Source organism: Streptomyces sp. ICBB 8177, from assembly GCF_003144095.1.
Classification (GTDB): Bacteria; Actinomycetota; Actinomycetes; order Streptomycetales; family Streptomycetaceae; genus Streptantibioticus_D.
Window position 1 is genome coordinate 118959 of sequence record NZ_NSKH01000004.1, and the last position, 12848, is coordinate 131806.

At 74.7% G+C, this 12848-nt stretch carries 13 protein-coding genes; 1 reads left to right on the forward strand and 12 read right to left on the reverse strand.

Annotated elements, in window-relative coordinates:
* Window positions 1-37: 37 nt before the first annotated feature.
* The 11 genes from CK485_RS06315 to CK485_RS06355 all read right to left on the reverse strand — a co-directional run bounded on the left by CK485_RS06315 (window position 38) and on the right by CK485_RS06355 (window position 9566).
* Complete coding sequence (locus tag CK485_RS06315; RefSeq protein ID WP_109448485.1) at window positions 38-916, reverse strand: hypothetical protein; 879 nt, start codon at window positions 914-916, stop codon at window positions 38-40.
* Between the two features lie 159 nt (window positions 917-1075).
* Window positions 1076-1798: a 4'-phosphopantetheinyl transferase superfamily protein gene (locus CK485_RS06320; protein ID WP_109447864.1), complete on the reverse strand. Its 723-nt coding sequence runs from the start codon at window positions 1796-1798 to the stop codon at window positions 1076-1078.
* Window positions 1795-5013 (reverse strand): S41 family peptidase, encoded by a 3219-nt coding sequence (locus tag CK485_RS06325; RefSeq protein ID WP_158288168.1) that lies wholly within the window; start codon window positions 5011-5013, stop codon window positions 1795-1797. Before CK485_RS06325 ends, CK485_RS06320 begins: the two co-directional genes overlap by 4 nt.
* The gene (locus CK485_RS28685; protein ID WP_158288169.1) at window positions 5010-5600 is read right to left on the reverse strand and encodes a GNAT family N-acetyltransferase; all 591 of its coding nucleotides are present in this window, start codon (window positions 5598-5600) and stop codon (window positions 5010-5012) included. The genes CK485_RS06325 and CK485_RS28685 overlap by 4 nt, the downstream gene beginning before the upstream one ends.
* Complete coding sequence (locus CK485_RS28690; protein ID WP_158288170.1) at window positions 5600-6040, reverse strand: hypothetical protein; 441 nt, start codon at window positions 6038-6040, stop codon at window positions 5600-5602. Before CK485_RS28690 ends, CK485_RS28685 begins: the two co-directional genes overlap by 1 nt.
* Window positions 6033-6494, reverse strand: a complete 462-nt coding sequence (locus CK485_RS06330) for a GNAT family protein (RefSeq protein ID WP_109447868.1) — start codon at window positions 6492-6494, stop codon at window positions 6033-6035. The genes CK485_RS28690 and CK485_RS06330 overlap by 8 nt, the downstream gene beginning before the upstream one ends.
* The gene (locus CK485_RS06335) at window positions 6491-7024 is read right to left on the reverse strand and encodes a hypothetical protein (RefSeq protein WP_109447870.1); all 534 of its coding nucleotides are present in this window, start codon (window positions 7022-7024) and stop codon (window positions 6491-6493) included. The genes CK485_RS06330 and CK485_RS06335 overlap by 4 nt, the downstream gene beginning before the upstream one ends.
* Window positions 7021-8196, reverse strand: coding sequence for an acyl-CoA dehydrogenase family protein (locus tag CK485_RS06340; protein WP_109447872.1), 1176 nt, complete (start codon window positions 8194-8196; stop codon window positions 7021-7023). Before CK485_RS06340 ends, CK485_RS06335 begins: the two co-directional genes overlap by 4 nt.
* A 26-nt stretch (window positions 8197-8222) precedes the next feature.
* Window positions 8223-8879 carry an acyl-CoA dehydrogenase family protein gene (locus tag CK485_RS06345; RefSeq protein ID WP_109447874.1) on the reverse strand — a complete coding sequence of 219 codons (657 nt, stop codon included), beginning with the start codon at window positions 8877-8879 and terminating at the stop codon, window positions 8223-8225.
* 47 nt (window positions 8880-8926) lie between these two features.
* Window positions 8927-9193 carry an acyl carrier protein gene (locus CK485_RS06350; protein ID WP_109448487.1) on the reverse strand — a complete coding sequence of 89 codons (267 nt, stop codon included), beginning with the start codon at window positions 9191-9193 and terminating at the stop codon, window positions 8927-8929.
* A 91-nt stretch (window positions 9194-9284) separates the two neighbouring features.
* Window positions 9285-9566, reverse strand: a complete 282-nt coding sequence (locus CK485_RS06355; RefSeq protein WP_158288171.1) for a hypothetical protein — start codon at window positions 9564-9566, stop codon at window positions 9285-9287.
* 246 nt (window positions 9567-9812) lie between these two features.
* On the opposite strand from CK485_RS06355, the gene CK485_RS06360 reads away from it, so the two are divergent.
* Complete coding sequence (locus CK485_RS06360; RefSeq protein ID WP_109447876.1) at window positions 9813-11465, forward strand: condensation domain-containing protein; 1653 nt, start codon at window positions 9813-9815, stop codon at window positions 11463-11465.
* Between the two features lie 77 nt (window positions 11466-11542).
* On the opposite strand, the gene CK485_RS06365 is transcribed toward CK485_RS06360, so the two are convergent.
* Window positions 11543-12592: a helix-turn-helix transcriptional regulator gene (locus CK485_RS06365; RefSeq protein WP_109447878.1), complete on the reverse strand. Its 1050-nt coding sequence runs from the start codon at window positions 12590-12592 to the stop codon at window positions 11543-11545.
* Window positions 12593-12848: the final 256 nt, after the last annotated feature.

Sequence of the window (12848 nt, forward strand, 5' to 3'; positions counted from 1 at the left end):
AGAAGTGAGGGCTGCCGCGTGCCCGGCGGGGCGGCGGTCAGGCGAAGTCGGCGAAGTCCATGTTGGCTATCTCCAGGTTGACCGCCATCGAGCCCGCCTCGTCCAGGGGGACGCGCGCCGCCTGGCCCGGGGTGTCGTGCAGGTCCACGGCGTACAGCGGACGACCGGGTGCGCTCATCGTCACGGCGTCGGCGAGGGCGACCATGACCGTCGGCGGCCTCGCCGGCACCAGCGCGGGCACCTGGCCGGGCGTCAGCCCTTCGTAGGCGCGGTCGTCCACGACCACGGCGTGGAGCGCGACGAAGTCCTCGTCGGCGTCGCCGTCATCGGCCGCGACAAAGTCCAGGACCGCCTGCCAGCCCTCGTCGTCGTGGAAGTCGGTGCGCACCAGCAGTGTCGTGTCCTCGGCGGCCGGCAGGGGCGGGAAGCCCGTGCGCACCACCTCGACGGGTGTCGGCGTGGTCTGGGCCCCGCCCTCGCCCTCGTAGGTGCCCCACCGGTCCATGCCGCGCACGAGGTCCGCGAACTCCAGCCTGCCGTCGATCAGTTGACGCAGCACGGACGCGAGCCGCTTGTCGTCCACCCGCGCGCCCCGGCCGGGCACGTCGCGCGCGTCCACGAGCAGCAGCCCCGAACCACCGTAGACGGCGGGGATGTCCGCGACGGCGATGACCGGCGCGGCGGCGGACCCGGCGGGCAGCAGCGCGGGCAGGGCGCCGCCGGGCACGTAGTCCCAGGCCGCGTCGTGCGTGACGCGCAGGGTCACGCCGCCGTCCAGGGACGTCGTCGCGTCCTCGGGCCCGGCGCCGAGGCGTTCCAGGACATCGCCCCACTTGGGCGCGTCGTTCTCGTAGCACACGCAGACGAGGACGACTTCGCCGTGAGCGGTGGCGGGCAGCGTCGGGTACGACGTCATCAGGACCTCCGGGGGCCGGACGCGCACGGGGTGCCGTCCCCGTGTCGTCGCCGATCCTGCCGCAGGGCACTGACAACGGCGTGGCCTGTGGGGCGGATTCGGGATGGCCGCGGCGTTCCCGCCCGGCCGCCGGTCGCCCCCCGAGGAGCGGCAGCGTGTTCACGCCCAGGGGAGCCCTGACGGCCTGACGGACGTGACCGGGTGCGTGGTCGCCAGGGCCGCCGTGTGACCGGGCGGGGCCGGCAGGGGGCGCAGGTGGACGGGGTCTCGGGGCCAGGCGGGGACGGCGGGGGCCAGCGCGGTGGGGCCGGTGACGTCGATGCGGGACGGGGGCGCGGCCAGGCCGTGGCCGGTGAGTTTCATCGCGGCCTCCTTGCGGGTCCACGCGGTCAGGAACGCCTGCGCCCTGCGGTGGTCGGGCAGCGCCGCGAAGGCCCGGGCCTCGGCGGGGGCGAGGGCGTGCGAGGCCAGGGCGGTGGGGTTCTGCCCGGGGTCGAGCCGGTCGATGTCGACGCCGACGCGCCCGCCGCCCACGACTGCCATGACCAGCCACTCGCGGGCGTGCGAGACGGAGTAGTCGAGCGTGGAGCCCGTCCAGCGGGGGCGCCCGTGTCCGGCCCCGCAGTGTTCGCACCGGCGGCCGATGCGTACCTCGGTGGGCGGCACGCCCAGGTAGCCCGATCCGATCAGGCGCTGGACGGCGCGTGAGGTGAGGTGGGTGGCGGCGGCCGGGCCGTCGCCGAGGGCGTCGAGGCGGGCGCGTTCGGCGGCGGTCAGCACGTCGAGCCATTCGGGACGGTGCCGGACCGGCAGCGTCCACACGTGGCACTCCCCCGCGCGCGGAGGGGACAGGGGCGGTGCGGCGATCGCGGTCGGCGTCATCCCGGGCTCCCCACGACGAGCGGGACCGCGGCGGGCTCGTCGCGGCCGGCGAGGACGCCGAGCAAGTGGGCGACCGCCGCGGCGAGTTGGGGATCCTCGCGGGGGCCGGGCGGCGCCGGGGGGATCTCCACCTCGATGTCCGGGTCGACGCCCCGGTTCTCCAGGCCCGCGCCGACGTCACGGAAGGAGTAGCAGAACTCCGGCTGGGTGGTGACCGTGCCGTCGACGAGTTCGTGGCGCGGCCAGGTGGCGATCGTGCCGCCCCAGGTGCGGGTCCCGACGAGCGCGCCGAGGTGGCGGGCGCGGAAGGCGTGGGCGAAGATCTCGCCGTCGGAACCGGTCTGGTCGTTGACGAGTACGGCCATCGGTCCGCGCGGCGACTCCAGCGGGTAGGGCAGCGCACCGCTCCAGCGGCCGTGCTCCTCGCCGACGCGGCGCCGGGCGAGCCGGTCGAGCAGCAGGGGGGAGACGTGCCCGCCGCCGTTGAACCGCACGTCGACCACGAGGCCCTCGCGGTCGAGTCCGGCGAGGAACTGCCGTACGAAGTCGGCGTATCCGGTGCGGAACATGTCGGGGACGTGGAGGTAGCCGAGCCGTCCGTGCGAGGCGTCGTGGACGTGGGCGGCGTTGGCGGCGAGCCAGTCGAGGTAGCGCACGCGGGCCTCGTCGCGGGCGGCCCGGACCACGATCCTGCGCGGGGCGGCGCCGTCGCGCCGGACCGTCAGTTCCACCTCGCGGTCGGCGAGCCCGGTGAGCAGTTCGCCGGGGCCCGCGGCGCCGACCGGGCGGCCGTCGACCGCGACGATCCGGTCGCCGGGCAGCACGCAGACGCCGGGGCGGTCCAGCGGGGAGGTGGCCCGCGGGTCCCACGGGTCGCCGCGCAGCACGCGGGCGACGCGCCAGTGGCCGTCCGCGTCCGGCGCCGGGTCCCAGTCCACGCCGAGGAAACCCTGCTGGTGGCCTTCGGGAAACCCGTAGTCACCGCCGCGTTCGTAGGCGTGCGAGGTGGCCAGCTCTCCCTGCATCTCCCAGATCAGGTCGGACAGTTCGGAGCGGGTGGCGGCCAGGTCGAGCAACGGCAGGTAGCGGTCGTGCACGGCCGGCCAGTCCACGCCGGACATGGCCGCGTTCCAGAAGCCCTCGCGCTGGAGCCGCCATGCCTCCCGGAACATCTGCCGCCACTCGGCCGCGGGGCGGAACGGCACGGTGACCCGCTCCAGGTCGATCCAGCCGGTCAGGCGTCCGGGCGGCGCCTGCCCGTGGTCGTACTCGGCCAGTGCCTCGGCGGGCGCTCCGGCGCGGACCACGCGCAGCCGGTGGTCGTGGCGGTAGAGCAGCACCTCCCCGTCCGGGTCGGTGCTCAACTCGTCGACCGGGCCCAGGTATTCGTCGGTCACCTCGCCGGTGTCGAGTTCCACCATCGCCACGGTGCCCTCGGGGACGGCGCGCGGCCTGGCCGGGTCCGGCGCGGCGACCGGCACGGTCAGCAGCAGCACGGATTCGGGCAGTCCGACGACGGCGGCGTAGCGGCCCTCGCGGACCGGGAACGGCACCACCCGGCGTTCGATGCCCTCGGCGTCGATCTCCACCCGGACGCCGCCGTCCGGCCCCGGCTCGCGCTGCCGGCCGAACGCGCCGGTGAACGGCGGAGGTTCGTCCGCGCGCAGGGTGATGGCGTACGGGCGGGCGCCGAAGGGGAAGCCCACCTCGAACTCGACCTGGTCGTGCTCGGGGGTCAGGTCCCGCTGTCCGACGAAGTACAGGTAGCGGCCCGCCGGGTCGAAGGCGGGCAGGGTGTCGCGCAGCACCGGCGCGGTGACGGGGAACGCGCGCCCGGTGTCCGCCTCGGCGACCTTGATGGCGGTGGTGCGGGCGGTGCCGGGGAAGGCGTAGGCGAGCCAGCGGCCGTCCGGGGACCAGGCGAGGTCCTCGATGCGTTCGTGGGCGCTGGCGTCCAGCAGCCGGGGCGTGCTCCAGCCGTCGGCCCGGTCGCTGCCCGCGTCGTCGGCGTCCACCAGCCACAACTGCTGGCGGCTGGTGGTGAAGGCGACGCGCCCGCCGACGGGGGCGGCGGCCAGGGCGGTGACGACGCCGTGGCCGCCGAGCGGAACGGCGGCCACTTCGGTGCCGCCCTCGGCGGACAGCAGCGCCAGCCGCTCGTCCGGTCCCTCGTCCCCGGCGACGGCGACCAGGCGGCGGCCGTCGGCAAGCCACTCCAGCAGCCGGTAGCGGGTGCCCTCCGCGACGCCGTGCCGCCGGACCGGGCCGGACCACGGCGCCATGGTGAAGGCCTTGCCGCGGGCCACGACCGCGAGCCGGCCGGCGTCGGGGCTGAGGCGGGCGTGGTCGAGGAAGCCGGAGGCGGTGACGATCCTCGTGCGGTGCTGCGCGCCGGAGACGGCGAGACCGACCGGGATGCGGCGCGGGGTGCCGAGCGCCGGGTCGAGCAGGTGGAGCGCGCCCGCGCACTGGTAGACCAGCCGTCTGCCGTCGGTCGACAGGGCACGCACGTAGGCGTCGCCGTGGTCGGTGTGGCGGACGAGGTCGGTGCCGTCGGGGCGGCAGGAGTACACCTCGCCGTTGCCCTCGTGGTCGCCGGTGAAGTAGATCCGGTCGCCCACCCAGCACGGATCGGCGGGGTTGCCGCCGGGCAGCGGCAGGCGCTCGAAGGCACCGTTGCCGGCCTGGTCGACCCACAACTGGCCTGCCGCGCCGCCGAGATAACGCTTGCGGCGGGCCGGGTCGGCCATGCTGCGGCCCAGCACCGCCCGGCCGTCCGTGCCGAACGACAGCGCCGCGCCCGGGCCTTCGTACAGCAGCCGGGGCGGGCCTCCGCCGGGGGCCACCGCGAACAGCCGGTGGCCGAAACCCTCGGGCTGCCCGGCGGTGCTCGCGTACACGACCTCGCCGGTGACCGGGTGCCAGCCGCTGACCGCGCAGCGGGCCGCCTGATGGGTGAGCCGTCGCGCGGGGCCGCCTGCGAGCGGGACCACGTACACCTCGTGCGGGCCCTCGCGGGTGCCGGCGTAGGCCACCAGGGTGCCGTCCGGGGAGAGCCTCGGGTGGCTGACGGGGGTGCCGTCGGCGGTGAGGCGGCTCGCGGTGCCGCCGTCGGCGCGGACCGTCCACAGGTCGTCCTCGCAGCAGAAGACCACGGTGTCGCCCCGCAGGGCGGGGTGGCGCAGATAGCCGCCGGACGCGGCGGGTGCGGTCATGACGCGGACGCCTTCGCGGACGTGGCCCGGATGCGCTCGGCGATCTCGCGGCGGCGCTCCTGGACGGCGTCCAGGGTGCGCCGGGCCTCTTCCTGGGTCTCCGTCCAGTAGCAGGCGGTGCGCCACTCCCCCACCGTGTACGAGTCGTAGGCGCAGCGCACCCGGCGGCGGTCGGTGAGGTCCTCTGCGGAGACCAGCATGGTGTTGTGTTCCAGCACCTGGTTGATGACGACGCGCATGTTGAGTTCGCTGCGGATGTGGGTGTGGGCGGCGATGACGGCCTTGGCGCCGAACGGGCCCCGGTAGCGCGGCAGGACGCCGAAGGACAGCTCGCAGGTCTGAGCGCGCCAGTCGATGGAGGTGATCCAGGCGAACCCGACGATCTCGCCGCCGGGGGCGCACAGGGTGAGGATGCGCTTGGTGTCGTGCTCTCGCGCGATGGTCCGCAACTGACCTGCCGTCAGGTCGTCGTCGGAGCTGACGACGGCGAAGTCGGTGAGGTTCGCCTGGAAGCGGGACTCGCGCAGCAGCGCGATGCGCACCGGCACGTCGTCCTCGGTGAAGTGCCTGACGGTGACGAACGACATCAGTCCTCCCGTGTCGCGTGGTAGACCGCGACGTCGCCGTACCGGCCGGACCGGTAGGCGTGGTCGGGCAGGGTGCCGGAGCGGACGAAGCCGGCGGCCTCGAACCCGGCGGTGACCGGGGACCCATCCGGCAGCAGCGCCACGTAGGAGGTGTGGCGGCGGTAGGCGGCGAGGAAGCCGAGGAAGGCACGCAGGGCCGCCGGTTCGGCCTCGGTGGCGGCGACGAACGCCTGGCGCGGCTGGTGCGGGTTGGGCGCGTGGCCGTACAGGGCGTCACCGACCAGGTGCACAGACATCTGACGCAGCGTCATTTCCTTGACCAGCAGGGCGCTGTTCTGCGTGACGGGGTCGAGGCCGAGGAAGCCGCGGGCGGCGGCCGGATCGGTCGAGGCCAGCAACCGGGCGGCCTGCGGCAGGCTCAGCCGGGTGATGTCAGCCATGGTGGACCCTCCCCCAGATCTGCCGGGTGGCCGCGCGGCCGTCGAGCCACAGGGCCTGCGGAAGTTCGGCCTCCAGGCGGAGCCCGGCGCGCTCCAGCAGCCCGGTGCGCTCCGCGAGGTGCGGGGTCACCCAGCCGTAGACGCGGTGCAGGTTGAGCGTGCGGAAGCCGTGGACGAGGGCGGCGTCGAGCAGCTCGGCGGCGGAGTCGGTGGCGTCCCGACGCACGCCGATCTCCAGCCGGGCGCGGCGGTTGACCCAGTCGAGCTCGGTGTAGCGCACGCAGCCGGCCTCCGGTGCCACGCACAGGTCGACACAGGTGTCGGCGGGCGGTGCGAAACGGGTCTCGGGGGCCAGGGGCGGGCGGCCGGGCGCGGGCAGGCCCAGCAGCTCGCCGGGCAGCCACGGGCCGCTCAGCAGCGGAAGGTCGTCGCTGCGGTATCCGCGCAGTCTCATGACGGCTCCCAGATCCGCGAGAAGAAGACGTAACCGGCTCGCTCGCCGTCGTGGACGACGAGGTTGGCGAGGGTGCCCTCCTCGGTGAGCGCGAAGGTGCGCGCTGCGGCCAGTCCGCGTGCGTCGAACTCCCCCACGCGCAGCTCCAGCCGCACCAGTTCGCGGTGCCACAGCTCGCCCGCGACGATCGCCTCGAACGCGCAGGTCCACGCGGTCAGCGGCAGCCGTGCGGTCAGCCGCAGGTGCAGCAGGTCGTGCCCTGCGTGGTCGCCGCCCATCTCCTCGAAGGCGTACAGGCCCACCACTTCACCGCCGTCCAGCAGCACATGGGTGCGTTCCTCGGCGACCAGCTCCCGCACCTGCCACTCGGGCAGCAGGTCCGGTTCGTGGGTGCGGAAGTGGAAGTCCGGCTCGGTGAACAGGGCGAGCAGCGCGGCGTGGTCCTCCTCGCGCGGCGGGCGGGCCGCCCAGGCGTGCGGGACGGCCGGGCCCACCTCGCTCCCGCGCGGTGGTGCGGCGGCGGTGGTCATGCCGCCCCCCGGGGTGCCGCCACGCGGTCCGCGACCGGTGGCGTCGCGCGGGTGGCGATGTCGTGGGTGATGTGCAGGCGCTGGATGTTGCTGGTGCCGTCCATGAACTCGAACGCGGCGACGTCGCGGCACCACTTCTCCAGCAGCGGGTGCTCCAGCAGCGCGCCGGGGCCCAGCGCGTGCGCGGCCCAGCGGGTGGTGCGCACCGCGAGGTCGGTGATGTGCAGTTTGGCGGCGGACGGCGGGCGCCGGGCGTCGGGGTCGTGGTCGACCTGGACGGCGGCGTCGTGGAGCAGGGCGAGCGCCGCCTCCAGCCGTGCGGAGACCCGTTCGTGGCCGTTCCACCCGGGACGCTCCTCGCGCACGAGGTCGCGGGCGGCGAGGGCGACGCCGAGTGCCATGGAGGCGATCTGGGTGCGCATGACGTTGAAGGTGCGGCCGATGCCCCACAGGCCGCGCCGGGAGGCGGGCAGGTGGGCGCCGAGCACGTCCTCGCGGTGCACCCGCACCCCGTCCAGGCCGATCGCGCAGATCCGGGCGCCGCGCAGACCGATCATGTCCAGCGGCGTGGCCGCGTACCCTTCGGCGGGAACGCGGACGAGGGCACCGCGGATGGACAGGGCGGTGCGCCCGGTGCGGGCGAAGACCACGCCGATCCGGCCGCGTGAGGCGTTGCCGACGTAGCGCTTGGCGCCGGTCAGCAGCATGCCGTCGGACGGGTCGGGGGCCGCCTCCAGCCTGGTCCCCATGGCCGTGGCGTCGCTGCCGCACCCAGGTTCCGTCATGCCGAAGAAGGTCCAGGTGCGGCCGTCGGCGATGGCGTCGTAGAACGCCTCCTGCTGCGCCTCGCTGCCGAGCGCGTCGACGGCCACCCCGGCCAGCGACGGGCCGGTGTTGGCGCAGATCAACCCGGCGTCGCCACGGGCCAGTTCGACCCCGGCGATCACCCGGGCCAGACAGCTGCCGGAGTATCCGCCGTCGTCCACCGAGCCGTCGGTCCGGAAGCGCTTCGGGGTGCTGGCCACCCGGATCAGGGTGAGCGTGGGCGAGTCGAGGTGGCGTTCGACGTCGGCCGGGTCGGCGTCGACGGCCAGTGCCCGGGTGCGCAGGTCGCGCGCCGCCTCGCGGCACATGCCCCGCAGCTCCCGCAAGGGGGCGTCGAGCTCGGTCATCGGTGCTCCTCGCAGTACGGGGCCGGTCACGGGGTGCCTCCCGGCGCGGCCACCCAGCAGTCGGCCAGCAGACGGGACACGTGGGCCGCGCGGGCCGGGCCGTCGGCCAGGTAGCCGCTGGCTCCGAGCAGTTTGGTGGTCTCCCAGTCCAGTTCGGTGAGCCGTTCGTGGGTGTCGGCCACGGCTTCCGGCACTCCCGCGCCGGTCAGCAGGGCGTGGCGGGCGGCTTCGACGCCGGTCATCACGTCGGCGACGGTGCCCAGGACGAGCTGCTTGCGGATGGTCGGTTCGCCGCCGGCGGTGCGGCCGGACAGGTGGCCGACGGCGTGTTCGAGCAGCCGCCGGGTCGCGCCGAGCCGGACGGCGCCGAGCAGCACGGCGAACTCGGCCGTGGCCCCGCCCGACTCGCCGTCGTGGTCGATTCGTTCGGCCTGGCGGACGGGCCGGAGGTGGTGCGGCCGTTCGGTCTCGCGGCCGGGCCAGACGAAGCAGCCGATGCCCTCGCGCTCGGCGAGCCGGTTGCGCACCACCGCGGCTCCGGGCGGGACCCGGCCCGCGGGCAGCGCGGCGACGCGGCCCGGGGGGCTGACGCCGTCCCGCGCGGCGGCGAGCGCCTGCGTCAGACCGGCCGCGAGTCCTTCCGCGTGGGCGGTCGTCTCGCATCGTGCGATCGGGTCGCGCATGGTCGGCTCCGTCCTTGGTGAGGGGGCGTGACGCGGGTCCAGGCGCCTCAGGCGGAGGCGTGGGCCGGGTCCAGCCGGGTCCTGATGTGGTCGGCGAGGGAGCCGGCGTCGCGGAACACCTCGGGTTCGAGGGATTCCGGGTCCACCTCCAGGCCGATCGTGTCCTCGAGGCTCATGAGGAGTTCGATGAAACGCATGGAGTCCAGCCCCAGGTCCTCCAGGATCCGCGTTTCCGCATTGAACTCCGGCAGTGGCCGATCCAGCACCACGGAAAGTGAATTCCGCAGGTGCTCGATGACTTCCGCGCGTTCCATCGGACGAGTCCTTCCTCGTGAATTCCGAATTTCGGTGTGGCGCCGGCCGCGCGTTCTGGCGCTCGCGGTCCGGCGCCACACCGACGGTGAATCAGGCGACCTTCGAGGCGACCTTGGACGCGCTCTTGGCGGCGGCCTTCGACGCGACCTTGGAGGCCGACTTGGCGGCGACCTTGGACGCCACCTTCGACGCGGCCTTGGAGGCCGCCTTGGACGCGACCTTGGAAGCCTCCTTCACGGCCACCTTCGAAGCCACCTTGGAGGCGGCCTTGCTCGCGGCCTTCGAGGCGACCTTCGAGGCGGACTTGCTCGCCGACTTGGCGGCGACCTTGGACGCGATCTTGCTGGCTTCCTTGGCGGCGATCTTCGACATGAACCACTCCTGGTCGTCGACACGTGTCCCGAACTCCGGCCGGAGTCGCGGGAGCCGGACCCGAATTTCTCCGACCCCAGGAGATTCACGGACGGGCGAATGCCGCGTCAACCCGGTGCACGGTTTTACGAGGCCGTTCCCGGTGTCAGCTTCTGACCGCCCGCATTGTGCCATCGCGAAACACTGCGCCCTTTTCCGTTCGGGCGCGATGCTCGTACGTGACCGCGGACCGGAGGGAGGGGCGGGATGCCCGAGGTGAGGAGTTCCGAGCTGTGCTGGGGGCAGCGCTACCACTGGCTGCGCTACCACCAGGTGCCGCCCGGGGCCCGGCACGACGCGCACATCGTCGCCAACTGCCCGCTGCCCGAGCGGCTGTCGATGGCGCGGCTGCGGGCGGTCCTGGACCACCTGGTGCTGCGGCACGAGACGCTGCGCACGGTCTACGACGCCGACGCGCTGCCGTGGCCGCTCCAACGGGTGCAGCCGCCGGGCCCGTTGCCGCTGCGGGTGGCGAGCACCGAGGCGGACGGCACCGCGGGGCCGGCCGCGGTGGTGGCCGAGCTGGCCGGCGCCGAGTTCGACATGGCGGCCGAGTGGCCGATGCGCGCGTGCGCGGTGACCACCGGGGGCGTGCCGGTGCGGCTGGTCGTGGTCTTCAACCACGTCGCGTTCGACGACGGCAGCCTTGAGGCCTTCAAGGGCGAGTTCGAAGAGCTGCTGACCGCCGCCGTCGCGGGCCGCCCGGCGCGGCTGCCCGCGGTCGCCCACCAGCCCGCCGACCTGGCGGCCCTGGAGGCGGCCCGCCCGGCGGCGGAACGCGAAGGGGCCCTGCGGCACTGGCGCGAGGAGGCCGGCAGGCTCCCGGCCGACCAGTTCGCCCGCCGCCGCGTGCCGCCCGGCGCGGGAGGCCGGCCGATGGACTCCGCCGGCCGGGCGGAGTCCGGTGAACCGTTGGCGTACGGCGTCTCCCTGACCTCGCCCGAACTGCTGCCCGCCGTACGGGAGATCGCCGGACGGTACGCGGTGTGGCCGTCGGCGGTGCACCTGGCGGCGTACGCGGTCACCATGGCGGCGTACTGCGGCGAGGAGCGGATCGCGCTGCGCCAACTCACCAGCCATCGCGGCGCCGGGCCGAGGACGTCGGCGCTGACGTGCATGTTCTCCCCCGCGCTCGTGTGCGTCGACCTCGGCGGGGCGCCGCGCTTCTCGGAGGTGGTGCGCCGGGTCGCCGAACGGGCCCGGCTCGCCCAGGAGCACGCCTACGCGGCGTACGACGAGGTGGTCGAGGCGCTGGCGCTGGAGGGCGAGCGGCGCGGGCGGACTCTGCGGGCCGCGCCCGAGGTCAACTTCCTCACGCACGCCGGGCGTTCGTGCGGCAGCCGCAGGGAACGGCTGGTGCGCAACGCCGAACCGGTGGCGTGGGCGCGGTCGGCCACCGACGCCTACCTGCGCGTCCACGAGTGGGACGACGGCGTCACCGTGGCGCTGGAATGCCTGGCCGAGGTGATGGACGCCCCCGACGCCGAACGCTTCCTGCGCGGCTACGCCCGGCTGCTCCACGCGCACCGGGACGGGACGGCCGACCTCGGCTTCGCCGCGATGACGGCGCTGCCCGGGTTCCCGCCCGCGCCGGACCGCGGCGTGGCGCGGACCGAACCCGCGGAGTGCCCGGACGATCCCGCCCGGCTGGCCGCGCTCACCGGTGTCGTGGCGCGTGTCAACAAGCTGGCGTCGGTGGACGCGGGCCGCGGATACACCGGGGCCGGCGGACGGGTGCTGCGGCTGCCACAGGTGGCGGCACAACTGCGCGCCGCGGGCTGGACGGGCCTGGAGCTGTCCGACTTCACCGGCGCCCGGCCGCTTACGGCGCTGGCCCGGCGGATGGTCCCGGTGGGGTGACGAGGGCTTGTGACGGTGGGAGGGTGCCGGGCGGCCGGCCCGGCACCCTCCCACCGTGTCCCCCGCGCCGGAACGCCTCAGGCCACCACCGCCACGAGCCGCTGTGCCGCCTGCACGCCGGCCTGGAAGCGGCTGACGGAGTCGAGGTTGCGCAGCAGGGCCGCGATGTGGCGGCGGCAGGTGCGTACCGACATCCCCAACCGCCGGGCGACCACCTCGTCGGTGAGCCCCTGAGCCATCAGCCGGGCGATCGACTGCTGGAGGTCGTCGGCGATTCCCTCGTCGTAGCCCTGCTCCTGGGCGCTGAACGGCGTGGCGCCCTCCCACAGCAGCTCGAAGACGTCCATCACGAAGGCCACCACACCGGGGTCGGTCACCTGGCGGGCGGTCGGCACCCCGTCGCCCTCCGGCAGCGTGACCAGTACCGCGAGCGAACGGTCGAAGACCACGGCGGTCTGCGGCACGCGTTGCAGGGTCCGCACCCGCGCGCCGCTCTCGGCCGTCCGCCTGACGCGGGCCCGCGAGGCGAAGTCGGCCCGGTCGCGGTGCGGCGCGACGACCCTTACGCCCACCCGGGGATCCAGCGAGCCGTGGCAGGCGTCGAACACCTCGTCCACCACCGGGTCGTCGCCGTGCCCAGGGCGCAGCATCGCGGCCTCGACTCGGCAGGCGCCGGCGGCCAGCTTCAGCATGCCGCGGATCTCGGCAGCCCCCTCGACGGCGTCCGCCGCGCCGGGCGCGCCCTCGGGCGTTCCCGCGATGGACGCGATCCGGTCCCGCAGCCGGTCGGCGAGTTCGCGCTGCTGGAAGATGGCCCGTTCGATCGGGGAGACCAGCAGGGCCGCGGCCGAGCGCGAGTCCAGCGGGAGCAGCACACCGCCGTCGTCGTGGCCCTCCTGGGTCCGCAGCAGACGCAGCTCGACCAGCCGGGTTGCCGCGCAGAAGACCTCCGGCACGGTCAGGCCCAACTCCTCGGCCGCGATGCCGAAGGCGGCGGTGTCCAGTGCTCCCCGCCGGGCCGCGTAACGGTAGACGGCGGCGACTGGTCCGTCGTCCGGGCCGCCGTCGATCGTCGCCGTCCCGAAGTCCCGTGCCTCCTGCGGCACCGGCGCGCTCGCGCTGGTCATGGGCTGCCTCCCCTGTGGAATGCCAAGCTGCCGTGGTGCGAACACGGCCCATGGTGCTGGGGTCCGCCATCACCGCGAGCCCGCCGCGCTGCGCGGTCCGACGTCCCGGGGACCGCCGCGCTATCGATGCGCTATCGACGGCCCGCGCCGGAGTCCCGGTGGAGCCTTCGGAAGCGACCGGCCGGCCGGTGCGGACGGAGCGCTCGCGCTGGGGCGAGAGCGCAACAATGGTGCGTTGAGAGCGCGAGGTTGTGAA

Bases quoted from the DNA above. Each gene is read 5' to 3' on its own strand.
- CK485_RS06360 (WP_109447876.1), top strand. From the start codon at position 9,813: ATGCCCGAGGTGAGGAGTTCCGAGCTGTGCTGGGGGCAGCGCTACCAC.
- CK485_RS06365 (WP_109447878.1), bottom strand. From the start codon at position 12,592: ATGACCAGCGCGAGCGCGCCGGTGCCGCAGGAGGCACGGGACTTCGGG.
- CK485_RS06355 (WP_158288171.1), bottom strand. From the start codon at position 9,566: ATGTCGAAGATCGCCGCCAAGGAAGCCAGCAAGATCGCGTCCAAGGTC.
- CK485_RS06335 (WP_109447870.1), bottom strand. From the start codon at position 7,024: ATGACCACCGCCGCCGCACCACCGCGCGGGAGCGAGGTGGGCCCGGCC.
- CK485_RS06315 (WP_109448485.1), bottom strand. From the start codon at position 916: ATGACGTCGTACCCGACGCTGCCCGCCACCGCTCACGGCGAAGTCGTC.
- CK485_RS06340 (WP_109447872.1), bottom strand. From the start codon at position 8,196: ATGACCGAGCTCGACGCCCCCTTGCGGGAGCTGCGGGGCATGTGCCGC.
- CK485_RS06320 (WP_109447864.1), bottom strand. From the start codon at position 1,798: ATGACGCCGACCGCGATCGCCGCACCGCCCCTGTCCCCTCCGCGCGCG.
- CK485_RS28690 (WP_158288170.1), bottom strand. From the start codon at position 6,040: ATGGCTGACATCACCCGGCTGAGCCTGCCGCAGGCCGCCCGGTTGCTG.
- CK485_RS06330 (WP_109447868.1), bottom strand. From the start codon at position 6,494: ATGAGACTGCGCGGATACCGCAGCGACGACCTTCCGCTGCTGAGCGGC.
- CK485_RS06350 (WP_109448487.1), bottom strand. From the start codon at position 9,193: ATGGAACGCGCGGAAGTCATCGAGCACCTGCGGAATTCACTTTCCGTG.
- CK485_RS06345 (WP_109447874.1), bottom strand. From the start codon at position 8,879: ATGCGCGACCCGATCGCACGATGCGAGACGACCGCCCACGCGGAAGGA.
- CK485_RS06325 (WP_158288168.1), bottom strand. From the start codon at position 5,013: ATGACCGCACCCGCCGCGTCCGGCGGCTATCTGCGCCACCCCGCCCTG.
- CK485_RS28685 (WP_158288169.1), bottom strand. From the start codon at position 5,600: ATGTCGTTCGTCACCGTCAGGCACTTCACCGAGGACGACGTGCCGGTG.